Source organism: Microcoleus sp. S36a_B3 (assembly GCF_036700745.1).
GTDB lineage: Bacteria > Cyanobacteriota > Cyanobacteriia > Cyanobacteriales > Microcoleaceae > Microcoleus.
On sequence record NZ_JAUBPN010000052.1, the window covers coordinates 1 to 17,958 of the forward strand.

Genomic DNA, 17,958 nt, shown 5'->3' on the forward strand with positions numbered 1-17,958 from the left:
CCAATAACCAATAACCAATAACCAATAACCAATAACCAATAACCAATAACCAATAACCAATAACCAATAACCAATAATTAATTTAGGGAAACTTGCCAGCCTTTTTCGCTTTTTTTTAGCTTGAGAGAAGTGCATGATTGCAAAAAGTTAGGGAGTTTTCTGCCGAAATTAAACTCTTTAATTGTTTGGGTAATTTGTTTGCCGTATTGTCTGTGAAATTCGCTGCCTACATTGGAGAGAAATACAGAATTTTGAGGAGAGTTGTCGGTTAAGTCGCCAACTATTTTGACTATAGCTTTTTCCAAGTCTTCGAGAGAATTAATATTGGTTAAGCTGGTCGGTGCTGCTTGGGTGTGATTCACATTTTCTTTGTTAAGTATGGGCGGTGGGGGGGGCGATTTAACTTCAAAGAGAGTGACATAAGTTTGAGATTTTTCTGAGGGTTTGTGAAGAACAAAATCGGTGGGATATTTGAGAAATATATCTCTGGTTTTAGTTCCTAGGAGATGCTGGGAAACTATTTGACTTAGGACTAAACCGTAATTTTCTGTAAATAAAGCTGAAATTCTGGAAATTTTAATCCACTGGGTTGAGGTGAGTTTTTGCTCTTTTTTGATTAATTCTTTTAGCTGAATAACTAATTGTTCTACGGGTGTTATTTCGGGTAAAGTCACGAGGGAATGGGTTTCCACTTGTCCGGTTTTACTGTTTAAAACTATGATTTGATCTATTTGCTTGCGGACTTGAAATACGGTTAATCCGTGGGCTTGTAGTGTATTGCTGAGGTGGGTGAGGGCGCGATCGGACGAACAGACAAAAATCTCTTTTGCTGTGGGATAATGTACGAAAATTGATGCGCCTACTGTTGCCATTTTTAAGTCGGCGCTGTCTTTGCCGGGGGGGACGTGAATCAGTTGATAGCCGCGCTGGTGAAATTCGGCATCTTTTTTGCCCATGCTGCGCCAGTTGGCAAAGGCTACTTTGATTTGGATGGGATAGTGGCAAATTCCTTCTAGGAATTTTTCGGTTTCGATGGTGAGTTGCAAGTTTTCGACATCTAGCAGCAAGATGGCTATGCCGACAGGAAGCGAATGTGTTTGGTTTGCGGTGGGAGTTGGAGGTTTTGGGGAAAGTGAGTTTTGTGATGGGGCTGGTGCTATTGGGGCTGTGGCTAGCTGCTGAATTTGGGCAAATATTTTGCTGAATTGAGATGAATTAATGAATTCTGGAATCAGCAGAATTTGGAGATATTTTTTGGCAGTCTGCAGCAGGGATTTGGTATCGCTGGCTACTTGGAAACTTTTGGTCAATTTTTCAATCAAAACTGACTGAAAATCAGGTTTGGCCCAGGGGGTTTTCCTGTATTTTTCAGCTATCCATTCGGGATGTTGTTCCTGAATGGCAATTAGTGTTTGAGCGATATAGCGACTGATGGCGCTGAATGCGACTGATTCTTGAGTGGCTAGGAAGGAAGTTCGATCGGGCATGGCCCTCTACAATGCGGGATGGTGTCTCAATCTATCATAATGTTAGTTTCTTGTCGGCTGCCGGACGATCGCCCGCAAAACCCAACCTGCTGCAATTAACGCCAATCCAGTCAGCCAAATTTCCCTCTCCACCCAGAAAGCCAGAAACAGACACGCAGCCAATCCAACCCAAGCCAGCCACTGCGGGTAAAGCCTTTCGGCGGGGGAAAGTTGCAGCGCTGCGAGGTTGGTGATAGCGTAGTAGATCAAAACGCTAAAGGCACTGAAAGACCAAGTGGTTTTGACATCGCCGACTAAAATTAAAAGTGCGATCGTAATTTCGACAAATACCACAGCCACATAGGGCGTTGTGCCCGAGGGATTCAGCCGCGCCAAGACTCTGGGCACATCCAGCCGCCGCCCCATCGCCAGCCAGACGCGCGACAGCCCTAAAATTAAGTTCAGCAAGACTCCCAACATAGCGGTAATTGCGCCGACGGCTAACAGTTGCGAAACTCCCGGAGTGGGGAAACTGCGGGCGAGGACTTCCAAAGGTGCAGCCGTGCCGCCTGTTTGCAGGGACAATTTATCAGCTCCCCCCGCGCCAACAAAGACTATTGCTACCGCCAGGTAAAGCAGCATTGTCAGCACCAAAGTAAAAATTATGGCTTTGGGAATGGTTTTACTCGGTTCCCGCACTTCCTCGCTCATTGTGGCGATGCGGCCGTAACCGGTGTAGGCGACAAACATTAGGGCGGTGGCGTGGAGGATGGAGCCGATCGAACTATCATTTTGTACAGTGGCTATTTCCCATCTGATTTCTGGCAAACCTGCAGCGATAAAGACAGCCAGAGATAAGAGTGTAACTGAGACTGTGACAGTATTGGCAATATTCGATCGCCTAATTCCCGCCAATACAATTAAAGTGAGGGCGGCGAGGGCGACTAAAGCTGTTAGGATCAGGTAAGTGCGATCGGCAACACCAACTGCATTTAAAAAATACCCCGCAAAACCCAAAGCAGCAGTAGCAGCCGAAGCAGTTTTAGCTAACAAAAACATCCAGCCGGCTGTAAAACCCAGCCCAGGATTGAGATATTTGTAACCGTATTCATAAGTACCGCCGCTAACAGGGTGACTCGCCGCCAATTGAGCGCTGTTAAAGCCATTGCAAACAGCAACCAAAGCAGCGATACCCACAGCCAAAATCACTCCCGGCCCGGCAATTTCCGCCGCAATTCCGGTACTCACAAATACTCCCGTACCAACAATCGAGCCCAGGCCCATGAGAGTTGCGCCAAAAACACCCAATTCTCGCTTTAAAAGTGGGGGAGACATAACTATGGCAGGTAAGATGCCTGCTGCTACACAAAAATATTTGTCTGTTGTGGAACAGGCCGGACAGCCTGTTCTGAAGACATAACTATAGCAGGCAAAATGCCAGCTACACAAAAATATTTGTCTGTTGTGGAACAGGCCGGACAGCCTGTTCTGAAAGAGGTTCAAGATGTCAGTATTAACCGAAACGACCTTGAATATAATCCCTCGTACTCGCATGGCTTGCAGAAGTAAAAATCCGACTTGTCGGCCCAAATTCCACCATGTGGCCGATGCGACTTTCATCAGTATTAAAGAAAGCCGTATAATCAGAAACCCGAGCAGCCTGCTGCATATTGTGCGTTACAATCACCACAGTTAACTGCTGCCGCAGAGTTTGAAACAACTCCTCAATCTTCATAGTAGAAATCGGATCGAGAGCAGAACAAGGCTCATCCATCAGCAGAATTTTTGGCTTCACCGCCAAAGCGCGAGCAATACAAAGGCGCTGCTGCTGTCCGCCAGAAATCCCCTGCGCCGACTTCTTCAAATTGTCTTTCACCTCATCCCAAAGCGCCGCACTTTTTAGGGAAAACTCCACAATTTCGTCTAACTCTGCTTTGCTTTTGCGACCAAAAATGCGGACTCCGTAAGCAATATTATCGTAAATGCTCAGCGGAAAAGGATTCGGTCTTTGAAACACCATCCCCATTTGGCGGCGCAAACTATTAATATTGACTTTAGGACTGTAAATATCCTGTCCAAAAAACTCCACCCTGCCTTTTATTTGAACTTTTCCTTCCAATTCGCCAATGCGGTTGAGAGCTTTAAGAAACGTTGATTTGCCACAACCAGAAGGGCCGATAATTGCCGTTACTTGCGGGTGAGGAATATTCATCGACAAATTTTCGAGCACTTTGTGAGTTCCGTAGTAAAAACTCAAGTCCTGAACCCGCAAGGCTGGCATGGCATTGGGGTCGATTTCAGGAGTCGCATCTTCAAGAAATTTGTCGCTATTTTTTTCAGCTTTTAAGTTGCTTTTCGGTTTCATTATTTGCAGTTTTTTTAGGGGTGGTGGGAGATTTTTAGATGCAGAAATTTACTCGATGGTCTGATTTAGTTCGTCTTGATAGCTATGCACTGATTTCCCAAGTCACAAATACACAGATAGTTGTTTTCTTCCTTCTTCCTTCTTCCTTCTTCCTTCCTACGCAATTTACCTATCTTGCAAGCGTTTTCGAGTGACGGCGCGGGAGGCTAAGCTAGTAACCAAAACCATTCCTAAAAGAACAGAAGCAGCAGTCCAGGCCAATTCGTTCTGCTCCTTGTAAGGAGAGCTGGCGTAACTGTATATTAAGACTGACATAGAAGGAGTTGGAGTCAGCAGTGTCTCGGGAATTTCTTGGATTTTTGAGATGGTTTCTGCACCGACGGGAGACTGAACTATTTCGCCCAATTTCTCAACTAAAGGGGGCCAAAATTGGCTCGACAAGGCAGTTACAATTAGGGGTGCTGTTTCGCCGGCGGCACGGGAAGCTGCGAGTAAAATGCCTGTGGTAATAGTCGGAAGTGCTGAGGGAATAATAATCCGAAAAATAGTTTGAAAGCGTCCGCCTCCCAAGCCAGCAGAAGCGAGGCGGTAAGAGGCAGGCACTAATTTTAAAGCTTGTTCTGTTGTTAATGCGACAACTGGAAGCATGATGATGCCGAGGGCGACACCGCCGGCTAATCCTGAGAATGCTTTAGTTGTAATGACAATTAAAGCGTAAGCAAACACGCCGACAACTATTGAGGGAACGCTGCTGAGAATAACGGTAATAAAGCGGATTGTATTGGCAATTGCTTTATTTTCTCTACCAAACTCTGACATAAATATTCCCGTCATCACCCCGATAGGCACGCTAATTAATGTCGCAATTCCTACCATTAAAACTGTGCCGAGAATCGCATTTGCAAAGCCGTTGGGCTGGTCTTCAACTCCCACGGGTGCGGGGAGAGATACTAGCACTTCCCAGCTCAAATGTGTCAGTCCTTCCCCTAAAATTTTGTACAAAATAGCGAACAAAGGCAGCAGGGCTAGAGCTGTAAGAGCGAAGGCGATAACTGTCATTCCCCGGCTGAACAAATTTCGGCTCAGCGACAGGGGGCTGTAGATTTCTGCATCCAGAATACTGTTTGATTTTTGTGCTTGAGTCATCTTTAATTCTTAGCTCCCTTAACACCGATTAGCTGAACCAGCAATACTGCAATTGCGTTCACCGACAGGGTGATGACAAATAAAATTAGGGCTAAATACATTAAAGCGCCGATGTGCAGTTCTTCTTGAGCTTCTCGAAATTGACTTGCCAGAACGGCGGGAATTGAGTAGCCGGGAGCTAAGATAGATTTGTTGATTTGAATTGAGTTGCCAATTACCATTGTCACAGCCATTGTTTCGCCCAAAGCGCGTCCCAATGCTAAGATAGTCGCTCCGATAATTCCCGAACTTGCTGCTGGCAATAACAGGTTAAATATGGTTTCCCAGCGGGTGGCACCGAGGGACATGGAAGCACTTCGCAAATCTACTGGAACTGATAGCAAAACATCGCGGCTGATGGCGGCTACTGTGGGCAGAATCATAATCGATAAAAGTATTCCAGCGGGCAGCATTCCCGGTCCAAAAGGTTCGCTGCTGAAGAGGGGAAACCAACTGAAATTGTTGAACAGGGACTGCTGTAAAGGCAGCAGAAAGGGAATTAAAACAAAAATTCCCCAAAGTCCAAAGATGACGCTGGGAATGGCTGAGATTAATTCAACCATGAATCCCAAGGGCGATCGCACCCAAATTGGCAAAAAGTTCTCGCTAGTAACGATAGCTACAGAAAGTCCTAAAGGAATTGCGATGATAATGGCGATCGCAGAACTAACCACCGTACCGTAAATAAACGGCAAAGCCCCAAACTGCAACTCGCCGATATCCCATTTGGGATTCCACAAAAACTCCAGTCCAAACTTGCTAATAGCAGGCCAAGCATCCTTAAAAATTATTCCACTCATCCAGAACAGGATGCCCGCCGTCGCTAAAGCAAAAGCCCATACAAATACAGTAAATCCCGACTCCAGCCACAAACCTTCACCCTTCGTATCAGTCAAATCTACGTGGGTGTTGATTGCTGCCGGCTTCCGAGTCAATTTTTTCGGTTTCTTTGAAAAATTGGTCATACCGAGTTATGGCTTCATTCAGTTGACAGTTGACAGTTGACAGTTGACAGTTGACATGGAAGGAAGAGGATTGGAGTAATGAATCGTCTGCTTTTAATTTCTACCGATCAGGGAGAGGCGTTAAACCAATTCTTTCTGGTAAACAGCGAAATCTTTGATTAATGAAATAGATAGCATTGTGCGTCCCTGCACCTTAATAAATGCAATGTATGAGTTTTGAGTCATACATTTAACTCAAAACTCATAACTATTGGAAAAAAATTGAATTAACCTCTAGCAACCACGCTCTGATTCACTGTTTGAATCACCTTTTGAGCTGTACCTTGCGGAATCGAGGTATACTCTAGCTGTTTGTTGATACCTTGACCTGTAGTCATCACCCAATTAACCATCTTTTTAATAGCATCTGCTTTCGCCGCAGGATACTGTTTGTAGATTAACAGCCAAGTCAAACCAACAATCGGATAACCGTCGTTAGGATTGCCTTCTACTAAGCGGAAGTCGGCGGGGAATGTTTCCCCTGCTAAAGCTTTCTCTGCTTCAGCCAAGCTAGGATCTACAAACCGGCCAGCTTTATTTTGAATAAATGCTGTTTGGAGCTTGTTTTGCCGAGCATAAGTATCTTGAACGTAGCCAACTGCACCCGCTGTATTCTTCACCAAAGCAGCTACGCCGGGGTTTCCTTGACCCCTGACAGGGCTTCCTGGCCAACTCGGCTGAGCGGCAGCTTTGATGCTGCTACCAGTTGCCTGCAAGTGATTAGCAAAAATAAAGGTTGTACCGCTGCTATCTGCGCGTACAGCTACTCGAATGGGAGTATTTGGCAAGTTTTTAGCTTGTCCAGAAATTCCGGCTATTATAGGATCATTCCAGCGAGTAATCTTGCCTTCAAAGATGCCGTTCATGGCATCCTTATTTAGCCTCAGATTGGTCACTCCGGGCAAGTTGTAAACAACTGCAACAGCACCGCCAGCAGTGGGAATTGCCATGACGCCGCGCTTTACTTCGGCTATTTGCGCCGCCGTCATCAGCGCGTCGCTGCCTGCGAAATCAACATTGCCTCCAATGAATGCTTTGATGCCAGCACCGCTGCCAGTTCCTTCGTAGTTTACAGTAATTTGATTTGCACTTCTCATCTGAGAGAAGTAGCGATCGTAAAGAGGTTTGGGGAAAGTTGCTCCCGTACCGTTTAGTGTGACGGCTGCTACAGCGGAACTAATCAAAGTCAGCGAAAATGCTGCTGCTGCTAGTGTCACTATAAAACTACGTCGCCAACGTCCTGTGAAAAAATTCATATTCCTCCTCTCCCTTAATAGCCGACTTTGCAAATCTCCTCCATAGGATAGACTGAAACATCCAAAGAAAAGGATCTAAAAGAATAAGCTTGTTTTAAATTTTGGTTAACATCACATTAAGTTTTTAATGATTAAGAAATGGCTGCAAAAACGATAACCTTTCTTTAATATATGGTTAACATTAGCAGGACTTACGTACTCCTGACCAAAGCAACCGGGTTTTTTACTAAATCTGCGGGTCACAATCAAGTTTTTTCCTACACAAACCCGGTTCCCTATCCCCCTGCATAAGTCCTAATTAGATTAAAAATATGAGCCAGGGGCGATCGCCACTTGATAATCATTACCCTCTTTCTTGACTTTAAATGTTTGACAAGACTGCAAAAAATCTATAAATTTCTCGCCCAAATCCAGCGATTTCAGCTTTTTAGTAATTGGTTGACCGTATTGCTTGTTAAATTCACCTGCTACTAGGATAGTCGAAATGTAAGCGCCTGGAGATTGAGCGGTTAAAGCTATCAAAATTTTTGCTAAAGATGATTCCAGTGTGGCAGATGGAGAAGTGTTTGAATCCGAAGATTTTCGGACTATTTTCACGTGATGCTCGCTCCCGATCGCTGTCAATTGAAATACCGAAGAACGCGATTTCAAAAATTTAACTAAACTGGAATTAACCAAGAAAGTTTTCACTATATGATCGGCCTGAACTTGACATCGGTTGAAAAATATTTTTTTAAGTTCAGCTATATTAATAGCATTATTTGGGGAATTATTTATCTCTAATTCAATAATTTTTATAAGTACCTTTTCTAAGACTTCCAGTGAATCGATCGTCACGGGATTAGCCGGGACAGTTTCTAGCAATTTTTCCTGTTCAATATTTGCACCAACAACGTCGGAAATTGCCGGTTCTTTTGGTTCGCAGATCATATCTTTTTGGGCTGATGCGAATGCTTCTATATGGGTGGAATTTATAGAAGTGAATTCGAGAGCGCGACGCTCTTGAAAAAGCTCAACAACACTAGAAAGCCTAGCTATCCGATCGTCGATTAATTGGTGTTCAGTTTTCAATAATTCAGAAATTTGATTTGCCAGTTCTGGAAATGTAGGGATTTCTATTTTACGTTCGCAAGAATAGTGATTGCTCTCCCCGGTTAGATGATTTTCTACGGACAAGATAGCATTTTGACGGCGTACCCGAAACACAGTCAATCCCTGATTTTGTAATTGATTGCAGAGGTGATTTAACAAACCGTCGGAGGAACAAACAAAAACTTCTCGGACATCCCGATAGCGGTATAAAATAGCAGCACCAAAGGCAATCATTTTACCGTCAGCGGTGTTAGCGCCGCCCGGAGCGTGAATTAGTTCGTAACCGCGATCGTACAATTCAGTATCCAGCTTACCGATACTGGGGTTTTTCCAGTTAGCAAAAGCAATCTTAACTTGCAGGGGATAGCTGCACAAACTGGCTAAAAACTTTTCCGCATTAATGTCGAGTTTCATGTTTTCTGCATCTAGCAGCAAAATCGCAATTTCCCGATCGCACTTTACGGCTGTTTCTGGGGAACTCGTACTGTCCGCGCCTTCGCAACTCAACGGAGATTGAGGCTGAAAACCATGTTGGCTAACAGCTTGGGACTGATAAAACTGCTGGCCGCGGGAACGAGGGCTGTGGCGAAATCGATCGGGCGAACGTCGGGGATTTTTCATTAACTGACAAGGGTAGCTTAACTTTATGGTGGCCGATGGGCTAATAATAAAATAACTACACTTAACAATTCTTAAAGAAAATGGCTAGAGACTTGCGGGGATTCCTAAAACTGCTCGAAGAACGGGGACAACTGCGCCGAATTAGCGCTTTAGTCGATTCCGACCTCGAAATTGCCGAAATTTCCAACCAAATGCTAATCAAGGGCGGGCCTGGACTTTTGTTTGAAAACGTCAAAGGGGCCGAATTTCCCGTCGCCATCAACCTGTTGGGTACGGAAGAGCGCGTTTGCTGGGCGATGAACATGGAAAAGCCGATCGAACTAGAAGAGCTCGGCAAAAAATTGGGAATGCTACAACAGCCAAAACCGCCGAAAAAGATATCCCAAGCCATAGAATTCGGCAAAGTCTTGTTCGACGTAGTGAAAGCCAAACCAGGCCGTGATTTCTTCCCAGCTTGTCAGCAAGTGGTGTTTGAAGGGGAAGGCGTGGATTTGAACAAAATCCCGATGATTCGCCCCTATCCGGGAGATGCGGGCAAAATTATCACCCTCGGTTTAGTAATTACCAAAGATTGCGAAACCGGCACGCCGAATGTGGGCGTTTATCGCTTGCAATTGCAGTCAAAAAACACGATGACTGTCCACTGGTTATCTGTCCGTGGTGGCGCGCGACACTTGCGGAAAGCGGCGCAGGCTGGTAAAAAATTGGAAGTTGCGATCGCCCTTGGAGTTGACCCGCTGATTATTCTCGCCGCAGCAACGCCAATTCCTGTAGATTTATCGGAATGGTTATTTGCCGGACTTTACGGCGGTTCCGGCGTGCAATTGGCGAAGTGCAAAACCGTAGATTTGGAAGTACCGGCGGACTCGGAAATTGTGTTAGAAGGAACGATTACGCCGGGGGAAGTTCTGCCCGACGGGCCCTTTGGGGATCACATGGGTTATTACGGCGGCGTGGAGGATTCGCCGCTGGTTCGATTCAACTGCATGACGCACCGCAAAGACCCGATTTATCTAACCACATTTAGCGGGCGGCCGCCGAAGGAAGAAGCTATGATGGCGATCGCGCTTAACCGTATTTATACCCCTATTTTGCGGCAGCAAGTATCGGAAATTGTCGATTTCTTCTTACCGATGGAAGCGCTTAGTTATAAAGCCGCAATTATCTCGATTGATAAAGCATATCCCGGTCAAGCGCGCAGGGCTGCTTTAGCATTTTGGAGTGCATTACCGCAGTTTACTTACACTAAGTTTGTGATTGTTGTCGATAAAAGTATCAACATTCGCGACCCGCGTCAAGTAGTTTGGGCAATTAGTTCTAAAGTCGATCCAGTTCGGGATGTATTTATTCTGCCGAATACGCCCTTTGATACGTTAGATTTTGCCAGTGAAAAAATTGGTTTGGGAGGCAGAATGGGGATTGATGCTACTACGAAGATGCCGCCGGAAACGGATCACGAATGGGGGGAAGTTTTGGAGTCCGATCCTGATGTGGCGGCGATGGTCGAGCGGCGTTGGGCGGAGTATGGTTTGGCAGATTTGAATTTGGGTGAGGTCGATCCAAATTTGTTTGGTTATGAGATGAGGTAGGGGAGTTAGGTAATGCCCATTAGTGTCAATTTAAGCTATCAGCCCACCAAGTCCGTTAGTCATCCCGCGAGTCCGCCAGGGAATGAATTCCCTGTCTAATAGCTAAAGTCCTCTGAAGAGGACTGAAGAACTCATTAGTCCTCTTTGAGAGGACTTTCGCTTTGAGGCAGGGGTTTCAACCCTTGCCGGACTATGAGTTTTACCTTAAGTTGATACCAATGGGCATTGCCTTGTTGTCAATACCAAAGAAGAAGAGAGGTGGAAAGAATAATGCAAAATCTTGATATCGATCGAACAATTGCGGCTTGGTCATCTCTTACTAAAACGGTTTTTGTTCCTCACACGGAACAGGAATATAAGCGTTTAGTCGAACTACTAGATAGCCTAATAGATCGAGTGGGCGAGAACAAAAGCCATCCCCTTGCTTCGATGATGGATGTTATTGGTGTTTTAATCGAAAACTATGAAGCTGAACATATTCCTGAGTTAGAAGAGGTTGCGTAACCCACTATTTCACATTGCGGGTTACTAATCGAGCAAGGGATTGAAGATTTTTGCGATTTTTAGAAGTGGCGATCGAATTAAGTGCGATCGGGACTTATGCGCTTCGTCAGAGAAACCGGGTTTTTTGCCAAATCTGCGGGCTGTAACGAAGTATTCTGGAAAAAACCCGGTTTCTGGCCACTCGTGCGTAAATCCTAATTTAAACAACAGCTACTCCGTCTCCCGAAGTTGCTTAAGCATTGCTTGCGTTGTTGGATGCTGGGAAAGTTCCGAGTCTTGACCCACTGACATAGCCTTCTGGAGACAATAAATGAAATTGCTCCAAGTGGTTTGGGTGTTGGGATGATTCTCTCCCAATCGGTTAAACCAGATTTCTAATGCTCTCAGGTAAAATGGTTCCGCCTCCGGGTAGCGTCCCATTGCACGGTACAGCAATGCTAGATTGTTCAAACTACTTGCCGTATCGGGATGGTCGGCTCCAAGCTGCTGCTCCCTGATAGATAGCGATCGCACATACAAGAGTTCTGCCTCCGGGTAGCGTCCCATTGACTCGTACAGACCTGCCAGATTATTCAAACTCATAGCCGTATCGGGATGGTCGGCTCCTAGCTGCTGCTCTGTGATGGCAAGCGATCGCACATAAAAGGGTTCCGCGTCCGCGTAGCGTCCCATCGACTTGTACAGCCCTGCCAGACTGTTCAAACTCATAGCCGTATCGGGATGGTCGGCTCCTAGCTGCTGCTCGTAAATAGAGAGCGCTCGCACTAACAAGGGTTCCGCCTCCGAGTAGCGTCTCATTGCACGGTATAGCTCTGCCAGATTGTTCAAACTCTGAGCAGTATGGGGATGGTCGGTTCCTAGCTGCTGCTCCCAGATGGCGAGCGATCGCACTAATAACGGTTCTGCCTCCGCGTACCGTCCCGTTGCATAGTACAGAGTTGCCAGATTATTCAAACTCATAGCCGTGTGGGGATGCTCGGCTCCGAGCTGCTGCTCTGTGATGGCGAGCGATCGCACTAATAACGGTTCCGCCTCCGAGTAGCGTCTCATTGCACTGTATAGCTCTGCCAGATTGTTCAAACTCTGAGCAGTATGGGGATGGTCGGCTCCGAGCTGGTGCTCGTAAATAGAGAGCGATCGCACGAACAAGGGTTCCGCCTCCGCGTAGCGTCCTATTGCATAATACAGCCCTGCCAGATTGTTCAAACTCATAGCCGTCTGGGGATGGTCAGCTCCGAGCTGTTGCTCCCAGATAAAGAGCGATCGCACATACAGGGGTTCGGCCTCCAGGTAGCGTCCCATTGCACGGTATAGCTCTGCCAGATTGTTCAAACTCGTTGCCGTGCCGGGATGGTCGGCTCCACAGCGTTGCTCTGTCATCTGGAGGCAAGCTTTGTACCACTTCTCTGCCTCTACCCAAGAACTCTGTCCCTGAGCAACCCACCCTAAGCTCGTGAAAGACCACACAGCATCATTATCTTCCAGCAAATGCGACCATTGCTCCGCCACCACCTCCAAATGAGGCAGCGCCTCCTTCACCCGTTCCTGCACCTTCAGCGTCACAGTCTGCGAAATCGTCTTCGCCACCGCTGTCAGCACCACTGCAAAGTTGCTCCGCAAAATCTCAGCATCGGCGCGCCCCTGCAATTTGGCCACAAAAAACTCCCGAATCAAAGCATGAAGTTGATAGCGTGGCTGTACCAGCCCAGATTGACCCGAATCTGAGGTTTCATCCTCCACCAGCGACAGCAAACTCTGTTCCAGCAGTTCGTAATCCCGACAATCCTCCAAATCCTCCTCATCCCAATCTGGCAAACACTCGGCTACCAACTCCCAAGGAATCGGAGCCAGAGCAAACACGCTCAGCAGACACCCCAGCGTCCGCGCCGGAGGTTTCAACTCCGCCCAACTCAACTCAAAAGCTGCTGCCACTCCGTGCCTAGCCGTCATCCCAGGTTCCGCCTCCTGCAATGCCCCCGCCTCCAATCGCTGACTCTGCAACCGTTCCAGCATTTTTGCCAAGGAGAGCGCCCGCTTGCGCCGCAGATGGCGCCCTACCAGTTCGATGCCCAAAGGCAAATAATCCAACCACTGACAAAGCGCTTGAGCATCTTCAAGCTGGGCATCAATCCGTCCCAGCCCGTTTCCTGGCAAATCCCCTGCCGTCAGCCGCAGCAAGTTTAGCGCCGCCTCTGGTTTCAACACTTTTAACGGCAAACACCCCACAGGCGACGGCACAAATTGTCGCGCTGTCAGCAACACCTTAAAGCGGGGATTTCTAGGCAGCAACGGCTGCACCGCCCGGTAATCGTTGACATCATCCAATACCAGCAGAGCATTGCCAGAGGTTTGTTTTGCCCACTCTTCGTAGCAAAACTGCAACCGTTCCTCCAGATTGTCGAGAGTATCCGGCGGCACAATTCCCATTCGCAGCGCTTTCTGCAACACCTGCGGCGCTAAATCGATTTCCCGCACAAACAGCCACCAAATCCCCGCTGAATAGGTGTTGTGTTCGCGGTGAAAAGTTGCATACTGCCATGCCAATTCTGTCTTGCCGATGCCGCCCATTCCCGACGCAGCGGCAATGGCAACGCGGATCCGATCCTGCAACAATCCGTGCAACTCCTGCATTTCCTCATCCCGTCCGACAAAGTTTTTTGAACCGAGTTCGGAGGGAATATCGTATAGTTGGTAAAAACTTGTGAAACCTGGATTCGGTGTTTTTCGCTCCAGGTCTAGGACTTTTTTGCTAATTCCTTAGACCATTTCCTAAACGTTGGGAAATGCTGCTGGAAAAAATTCTCTGTATCCAATTCAGCCTCGTAGGAAATTCCTACAAACGGCGGAATGCTTGAGATTACGCCTTTGAGTTTCGCGGCTGCTGTCGATCCCGGTTGGTTCAGCCTGTCCCGAATCTCCTGCAAAATCTGAATTACCTCATCGGGATACTGTCGCTGCACTTCAATTTGCCCAACTTCTTCGACTATCTCGGCAACAATAATCTCAGCTTCCTGTTCGGGAATTTCCACCGTTTTCGTTTGCTGAGCGAAAACCTGCCAATACTCCTCTTCCTGTTCCCGAATCTCCTTGCGTAGCTCTCGGATTTGCTGTTTAATTCGGATCTTTTCTTCTTGTGGTGCAAAATTTAGAGCCTTTACCTTGCCCACTAATTGCTCTTTCAGATCTTCCAAGTTCTCTTCCATGTCAGACAGACGATCGATCGGCATTTATCTAACTCCGGCAGACTAAACAACTCCTGACTTTAGTCTACAGTAGGAAAATTCCAAGACCCGTATTTTTACTGCCAAGAGCGACAAATCAGTCAGGACTTACGCGCTTCGAGCCAAGAAACCGGGTTTTTTCTGAATCTGCGGGATCTAACGAAGTATTCTCGAAAAAACCCGGTTTCTGACCACCCGTGCGATCGCCCTCTCCCCTAATTTTCCAAAACCTCAACCAAGTCTTCAATCATCAAATCGAAAACAGCAGCAAGTTTCTGCAAAGCCGTGTAGTCTACTGTTGCCAGTTTAGGAGCTTGCGCGTATTTTTTGACCGTGCTGTAGGGAATGCCCGTTCTGTCAGAAACTTCTTTTAATGTCCAACCCTTCTCCTCAGCTAGTTCTCGAACTCGCAACCGTATTAGCCCCATCTTCCCGCTGACAAATCAGTTTATTGTTCCAAAATCTCAACTAAATCTTCGATCGCAATATCGAACGCACGGGCCATCTTGTCCAAAGCTGTGTAGTCAACAGTTGCCATACCTTGAGAGTTCGCATAGGTAATAATCGTGGTATATGGAATACCTGTTCTTTTGGAGACTTCTGTCAGATTCCAACCCTTCTCTTGAGCAAATTCTCGAACTCGCAGCCTAATTCGTCCCATTCCCTCTTGACAACACTCGAGTATTCGTGTTGAATATAAACTATAAACAAGCGATCGCCCTTGATTTCTGAGGTCGCAGAGCGATCGCCTTTCATTCACCACCCACAAAAGTGGGAAGGATTTTCCTATGATACCAAAACAAGTCACTTATCGCGATCGACTTCAACCTTGGCATCTAATTCGCCACCTCCCCAACTGTCAGCGGTTAACAGTCGCCCGTTTCGCCCGCCGTCCCGATGCCGAATCTTACCTAAATGCACTGCGCCGCTTAATGCCCGCAGTCCCGCATACAATTGTTTTCGTAAATGCGGTGTCTGTGTTGGATGAAAATAGCGTTCCAATTCCGATGCAATTGTCGATGGAAAGTTAATGCGATCGAACTGATATGTTGCATTTGTTGCCATATTCCAGCAGGGGTTTAAACCACCGAGGGAATATCGCAATAAGTGCAAGATGTGTGATCGAACCTATTATTGCAAAAGCTCGATCGAGCCTTCAGTCATCATCTGCAACAAGCGAACCTATGCCCTAAAAGCTATTCCCAAGCCATTCGCGTCAGAAAAGTATTGCTAAACTGGAAATAGATTTGAGTCAAGGAGTCACATCAATGCCATCTCCCTTTCCCGGTATGGACCCGTATTTAGAGCATCCCGAACTCTGGCATGCCCTACACCACTGGCTAATTATTGAAATTGCCAGATTATTATCTCCGCAATTACGTCCTAAGTATTTAGTGTCTGTAGAAGTGAGAATGTATGAAACCGCTGACGACAATTTATCAATTGGCATTCCTGATGTAAACGTAATTCAGCCAAAAACCAAAACCGAATTAATAACATCAAACATAGCCGTTGCAGCGCCACCGACACAAGCAATAACCGTAACTCTTCCCATGCCCTACCAGGTTCGGGAAGGCTATTTAGAGATTAGAGAAAGGGGAAGCCAAGAATTAATCACTCTTATTGAAATTCTCTCGCCTACTAATAAGCGAACAGGTAAAGGGCGACAAATGTACGAAGAAAAGCGAGAAGAAATCTTATCCAGTCGCACTCATTTAATAGAAATAGATTTATTGCGGCGCGGTCAAAAAATGCCAGTTATTGGCAATAACATTGAAAGCGACTATAGTGTTTTGGTGTGTCGGGGAAATCGCCGTCCCAAAGCCGATTTGTACGCTTTTAACTTGCAAAACCCGATGCCTGCTTTTCCTCTGCCACTGCGATCGGGCGACACTGAACCTGTAATCAACTTGCAGGAATTATTCACTCAAATTTACGACATCGCAAGTTACGACCTCAAGATAGATTATCGCAACTGGCAAGTCATACCAGCGCTGTCCGAAGCCGATACAATTTGGGCAGATGCTTTGTTGCGCGATCGCCAATTGCGATGAACACCTGTTCGATCGTTCGGACTTCAGTCCTCTTTTTATAAGATATGACTAAAGTCCTTACGACAAACCTCATCAAATAGTTAAACATCCTGACTTTGCATCAACCGCTGCTTCAAACGCGCCGGATCTCCCCGATCGACAACTTGGCCCTTTTCCAACAAAAAAGCCCCATCACAATAATTTAACTCATCCAAACGATGAGTCACCCACAAAGCAGTAATCCCGCGATTTTTCACCAACCGCTGCACCGCCGCCACCAAATCCAACTGAGAATCAGGATCTAACAAAGCCGTCGGTTCATCCAACAGCAGAATTTCGCAGTGACGGGCGATCGCCCCAGCCAAAGCAATCCGCTGCTTCTGTCCCCCACTCAAAGCATAAATCGGCCGCCGTTGCAAATCCAGCAAATTCACAGCCTCCAAAGCCTCAGCCACCCTCTCGCGCACCTGAAGATTAGAAAGCTTTTCATCCACCAAACCAAAAGCCACATCCGCACCCACCGTCGGCATCACCAACTGGTGATCCGGGTTTTGGAACACAAAACCCACACGCCCGCCCAGATCAATTTCGCCCGACTGGGGGTGCAGCAGCCCAGCCATCAGCCTCAGCAGTGTAGATTTGCCGCTACCGTTAGTACCCAAAAGCATCCAAAACTCTCCCTTTGGTACATCCAGAGAGCAACCTTGCAAAACTCGATCGCCCGACGGCCAGCAAAAACCCAAATCCCGCACAGCAACCGCTGACTGGCCCATACCGGCACCAACACCCCCAGCCCTCATTCTCCTAATGTCATCGAGACAAAACCGGGAGCCCTACCTGAAGAAGCCGCCCCCGATTTCTGAGAAATCACCACCCCAGAAATCTCGCTGCTGAGCACAGCTACCTTTTTCTCAGGATTTTTCTCGCAAGTGAGTTCCAAAATTTGCGGTTGCGAGTTGCGAATCGCTTCTACAACCTGCTGGTAAACAGCCTCAGCGTCCTCGGCTAGCTTCCGCTGCACCGACAGCGAGACGGGCGTGTTCTTCACAATCATGTCAATGCTGAACATATAGTCTTAAAAACCTAAGTTTGGAACTCTCTCCTCAGTATATATAGATGTAACGAAGTATTGTGTAGAAAAAACCCAGTTTCTGTAGCCCAATGATCGTGAGTGCGCGCCCTGCTGGGTGCGGGAGCATTTGCGCGCCAGCATTTTGCGTGTCCTCACGAACTCTTCGAGATCCTATAACCAGCGCTGTAGGAGGACAGCAGTAAAATAAAAAAATGCTTTTTGCTAAGCCCCAGATGCTGGCATTCCCGGTTGATTCGAGAACTTCGAGAACTTCCGAGGACAAGTCGAAATCAGGAAGTTATTTAAGAAAGACTTGCTTTTGTAAAGAATTACCTTTATAATTTTGAATACGGTAAAGAAAAGTAAACTCTGTTCATAATCCTACTAGTTTTCTGCTAAGCAGAGGCAACGGTAGCAGACTGATGATTAGAGAAAAATCCGTTGTAATTATATCTATTTGGAGATTTGCGTAAATGACAATCGCAGTCGGACGCGCCCAGACCGAAAGAGGCATCTTTGATGTACTCGACGACTGGCTCAAGCGCGATCG

The 17,958-nt window shown here is 46.8% G+C and carries 17 protein-coding genes; 3 read left to right on the top strand and 14 right to left on the bottom strand.

Going from position 1 to position 17,958, the window contains the following annotated elements:
- Positions 1-77: 77 nt before the first annotated feature.
- From QUA01_RS26440 to QUA01_RS26470, 7 genes are all read right to left on the bottom strand, one after another.
- Positions 78-1,487 (bottom strand): NYN domain-containing protein, encoded by a 1,410-nt coding sequence (locus QUA01_RS26440; RefSeq protein ID WP_333093471.1) that lies wholly within the window; start codon positions 1,485-1,487, stop codon positions 78-80.
- Positions 1,488-1,529: 42 nt separating this feature from the next.
- Positions 1,530-2,801 carry an APC family permease gene (locus QUA01_RS26445; RefSeq protein WP_333093472.1) on the bottom strand — a complete coding sequence of 424 codons (1,272 nt, stop codon included), beginning with the start codon at positions 2,799-2,801 and terminating at the stop codon, positions 1,530-1,532.
- 178 nt (positions 2,802-2,979) lie between these two features.
- The gene (pstB, locus tag QUA01_RS26450; protein ID WP_333093473.1) at positions 2,980-3,831 is read right to left on the bottom strand and encodes a phosphate ABC transporter ATP-binding protein PstB; all 852 of its coding nucleotides are present in this window, start codon (positions 3,829-3,831) and stop codon (positions 2,980-2,982) included.
- A 165-nt stretch (positions 3,832-3,996) separates the two neighbouring features.
- Positions 3,997-4,977, bottom strand: coding sequence for a phosphate ABC transporter permease PstA (gene pstA, locus QUA01_RS26455; protein ID WP_333093474.1), 981 nt, complete (start codon positions 4,975-4,977; stop codon positions 3,997-3,999).
- Between the two features lie 2 nt (positions 4,978-4,979).
- On the bottom strand, positions 4,980-5,981 hold the full coding sequence (gene pstC, locus QUA01_RS26460) for a phosphate ABC transporter permease subunit PstC (RefSeq protein ID WP_333093475.1): 1,002 nt from the start codon (positions 5,979-5,981) through the stop codon (positions 4,980-4,982).
- Between the two features lie 266 nt (positions 5,982-6,247).
- Positions 6,248-7,276, bottom strand: coding sequence for a phosphate ABC transporter substrate-binding protein PstS (gene pstS, locus QUA01_RS26465; protein ID WP_333093476.1), 1,029 nt, complete (start codon positions 7,274-7,276; stop codon positions 6,248-6,250).
- 303 nt (positions 7,277-7,579) lie between these two features.
- Entirely contained in the window at positions 7,580-8,989 is a 1,410-nt protein-coding gene (locus QUA01_RS26470) for an NYN domain-containing protein (RefSeq protein ID WP_333093477.1), read from the bottom strand.
- Positions 8,990-9,069: 80 nt separating this feature from the next.
- Here QUA01_RS26470 and QUA01_RS26475 point away from each other — a divergent pair, with 80 nt between their 5' ends.
- Together QUA01_RS26475 and QUA01_RS26480 are read left to right on the top strand one after the other, a co-directional pair.
- Positions 9,070-10,578 (top strand): UbiD family decarboxylase, encoded by a 1,509-nt coding sequence (locus tag QUA01_RS26475; protein WP_194012422.1) that lies wholly within the window; start codon positions 9,070-9,072, stop codon positions 10,576-10,578.
- Positions 10,579-10,848: 270 nt separating this feature from the next.
- Complete coding sequence (locus QUA01_RS26480; protein WP_333093478.1) at positions 10,849-11,082, top strand: hypothetical protein; 234 nt, start codon at positions 10,849-10,851, stop codon at positions 11,080-11,082.
- 210 nt (positions 11,083-11,292) lie between these two features.
- Here QUA01_RS26480 and QUA01_RS26485 read toward each other — a convergent pair whose 3' ends face one another.
- From QUA01_RS26485 to QUA01_RS26505, 5 genes are all read right to left on the bottom strand, one after another.
- Complete coding sequence (locus QUA01_RS26485; RefSeq protein ID WP_333093479.1) at positions 11,293-13,713, bottom strand: tetratricopeptide repeat protein; 2,421 nt, start codon at positions 13,711-13,713, stop codon at positions 11,293-11,295.
- Between the two features lie 104 nt (positions 13,714-13,817).
- On the bottom strand, positions 13,818-14,309 hold the full coding sequence (locus tag QUA01_RS26490; protein ID WP_333093480.1) for a hypothetical protein: 492 nt from the start codon (positions 14,307-14,309) through the stop codon (positions 13,818-13,820).
- Positions 14,310-14,518: 209 nt separating this feature from the next.
- Positions 14,519-14,731, bottom strand: coding sequence for a helix-turn-helix domain-containing protein (locus tag QUA01_RS26495; protein ID WP_333093481.1), 213 nt, complete (start codon positions 14,729-14,731; stop codon positions 14,519-14,521).
- Between the two features lie 20 nt (positions 14,732-14,751).
- Complete coding sequence (locus tag QUA01_RS26500) at positions 14,752-14,964, bottom strand: helix-turn-helix domain-containing protein (protein ID WP_193974922.1); 213 nt, start codon at positions 14,962-14,964, stop codon at positions 14,752-14,754.
- A gap of 143 nt (positions 14,965-15,107) precedes the next feature.
- Entirely contained in the window at positions 15,108-15,368 is a 261-nt protein-coding gene (locus QUA01_RS26505) for a hypothetical protein (protein ID WP_333093482.1), read from the bottom strand.
- 203 nt (positions 15,369-15,571) lie between these two features.
- Between QUA01_RS26505 and QUA01_RS26510 the strand changes: the two genes are divergently transcribed.
- A complete protein-coding gene (locus QUA01_RS26510; protein ID WP_333093483.1) occupies positions 15,572-16,357 on the top strand; it encodes a DUF4058 family protein in 786 nt (261 codons plus the stop codon).
- Between the two features lie 80 nt (positions 16,358-16,437).
- Here the strand turns inward: QUA01_RS26510 and QUA01_RS26515 are convergent, their stop codons facing one another.
- Both QUA01_RS26515 and QUA01_RS26520 read right to left on the bottom strand, forming a co-directional pair.
- The gene (locus QUA01_RS26515) at positions 16,438-17,136 is read right to left on the bottom strand and encodes an energy-coupling factor ABC transporter ATP-binding protein (RefSeq protein WP_442921593.1); all 699 of its coding nucleotides are present in this window, start codon (positions 17,134-17,136) and stop codon (positions 16,438-16,440) included.
- A complete protein-coding gene (locus QUA01_RS26520) occupies positions 17,133-17,405 on the bottom strand; it encodes a hypothetical protein (protein WP_194012426.1) in 273 nt (90 codons plus the stop codon). The genes QUA01_RS26515 and QUA01_RS26520 overlap by 4 nt, the downstream gene beginning before the upstream one ends.
- Positions 17,406-17,958: the final 553 nt, after the last annotated feature.

Bases quoted from the DNA above. Each gene is read 5' to 3' on its own strand.
- QUA01_RS26470 (WP_333093477.1), bottom strand. From the start codon at position 8,989: ATGAAAAATCCCCGACGTTCGCCCGATCGATTTCGCCACAGCCCTCGT.
- QUA01_RS26495 (WP_333093481.1), bottom strand. From the start codon at position 14,731: ATGGGGCTAATACGGTTGCGAGTTCGAGAACTAGCTGAGGAGAAGGGT.
- QUA01_RS26505 (WP_333093482.1), bottom strand. From the start codon at position 15,368: ATGGCAACAAATGCAACATATCAGTTCGATCGCATTAACTTTCCATCG.
- pstS (WP_333093476.1), bottom strand. From the start codon at position 7,276: ATGAATTTTTTCACAGGACGTTGGCGACGTAGTTTTATAGTGACACTA.
- QUA01_RS26475 (WP_194012422.1), top strand. From the start codon at position 9,070: ATGGCTAGAGACTTGCGGGGATTCCTAAAACTGCTCGAAGAACGGGGA.
- QUA01_RS26510 (WP_333093483.1), top strand. From the start codon at position 15,572: ATGCCATCTCCCTTTCCCGGTATGGACCCGTATTTAGAGCATCCCGAA.
- QUA01_RS26500 (WP_193974922.1), bottom strand. From the start codon at position 14,964: ATGGGACGAATTAGGCTGCGAGTTCGAGAATTTGCTCAAGAGAAGGGT.
- QUA01_RS26515 (WP_442921593.1), bottom strand. From the start codon at position 17,136: ATGAGGGCTGGGGGTGTTGGTGCCGGTATGGGCCAGTCAGCGGTTGCT.
- QUA01_RS26485 (WP_333093479.1), bottom strand. From the start codon at position 13,713: ATGCAGGAGTTGCACGGATTGTTGCAGGATCGGATCCGCGTTGCCATT.
- QUA01_RS26480 (WP_333093478.1), top strand. From the start codon at position 10,849: ATGCAAAATCTTGATATCGATCGAACAATTGCGGCTTGGTCATCTCTT.
- QUA01_RS26445 (WP_333093472.1), bottom strand. From the start codon at position 2,801: ATGTCTCCCCCACTTTTAAAGCGAGAATTGGGTGTTTTTGGCGCAACT.
- QUA01_RS26440 (WP_333093471.1), bottom strand. From the start codon at position 1,487: ATGCCCGATCGAACTTCCTTCCTAGCCACTCAAGAATCAGTCGCATTC.
- QUA01_RS26490 (WP_333093480.1), bottom strand. From the start codon at position 14,309: ATGCCGATCGATCGTCTGTCTGACATGGAAGAGAACTTGGAAGATCTG.
- QUA01_RS26520 (WP_194012426.1), bottom strand. From the start codon at position 17,405: ATGTTCAGCATTGACATGATTGTGAAGAACACGCCCGTCTCGCTGTCG.
- pstC (WP_333093475.1), bottom strand. From the start codon at position 5,981: ATGACCAATTTTTCAAAGAAACCGAAAAAATTGACTCGGAAGCCGGCA.
- pstA (WP_333093474.1), bottom strand. From the start codon at position 4,977: ATGACTCAAGCACAAAAATCAAACAGTATTCTGGATGCAGAAATCTAC.
- pstB (WP_333093473.1), bottom strand. From the start codon at position 3,831: ATGAAACCGAAAAGCAACTTAAAAGCTGAAAAAAATAGCGACAAATTT.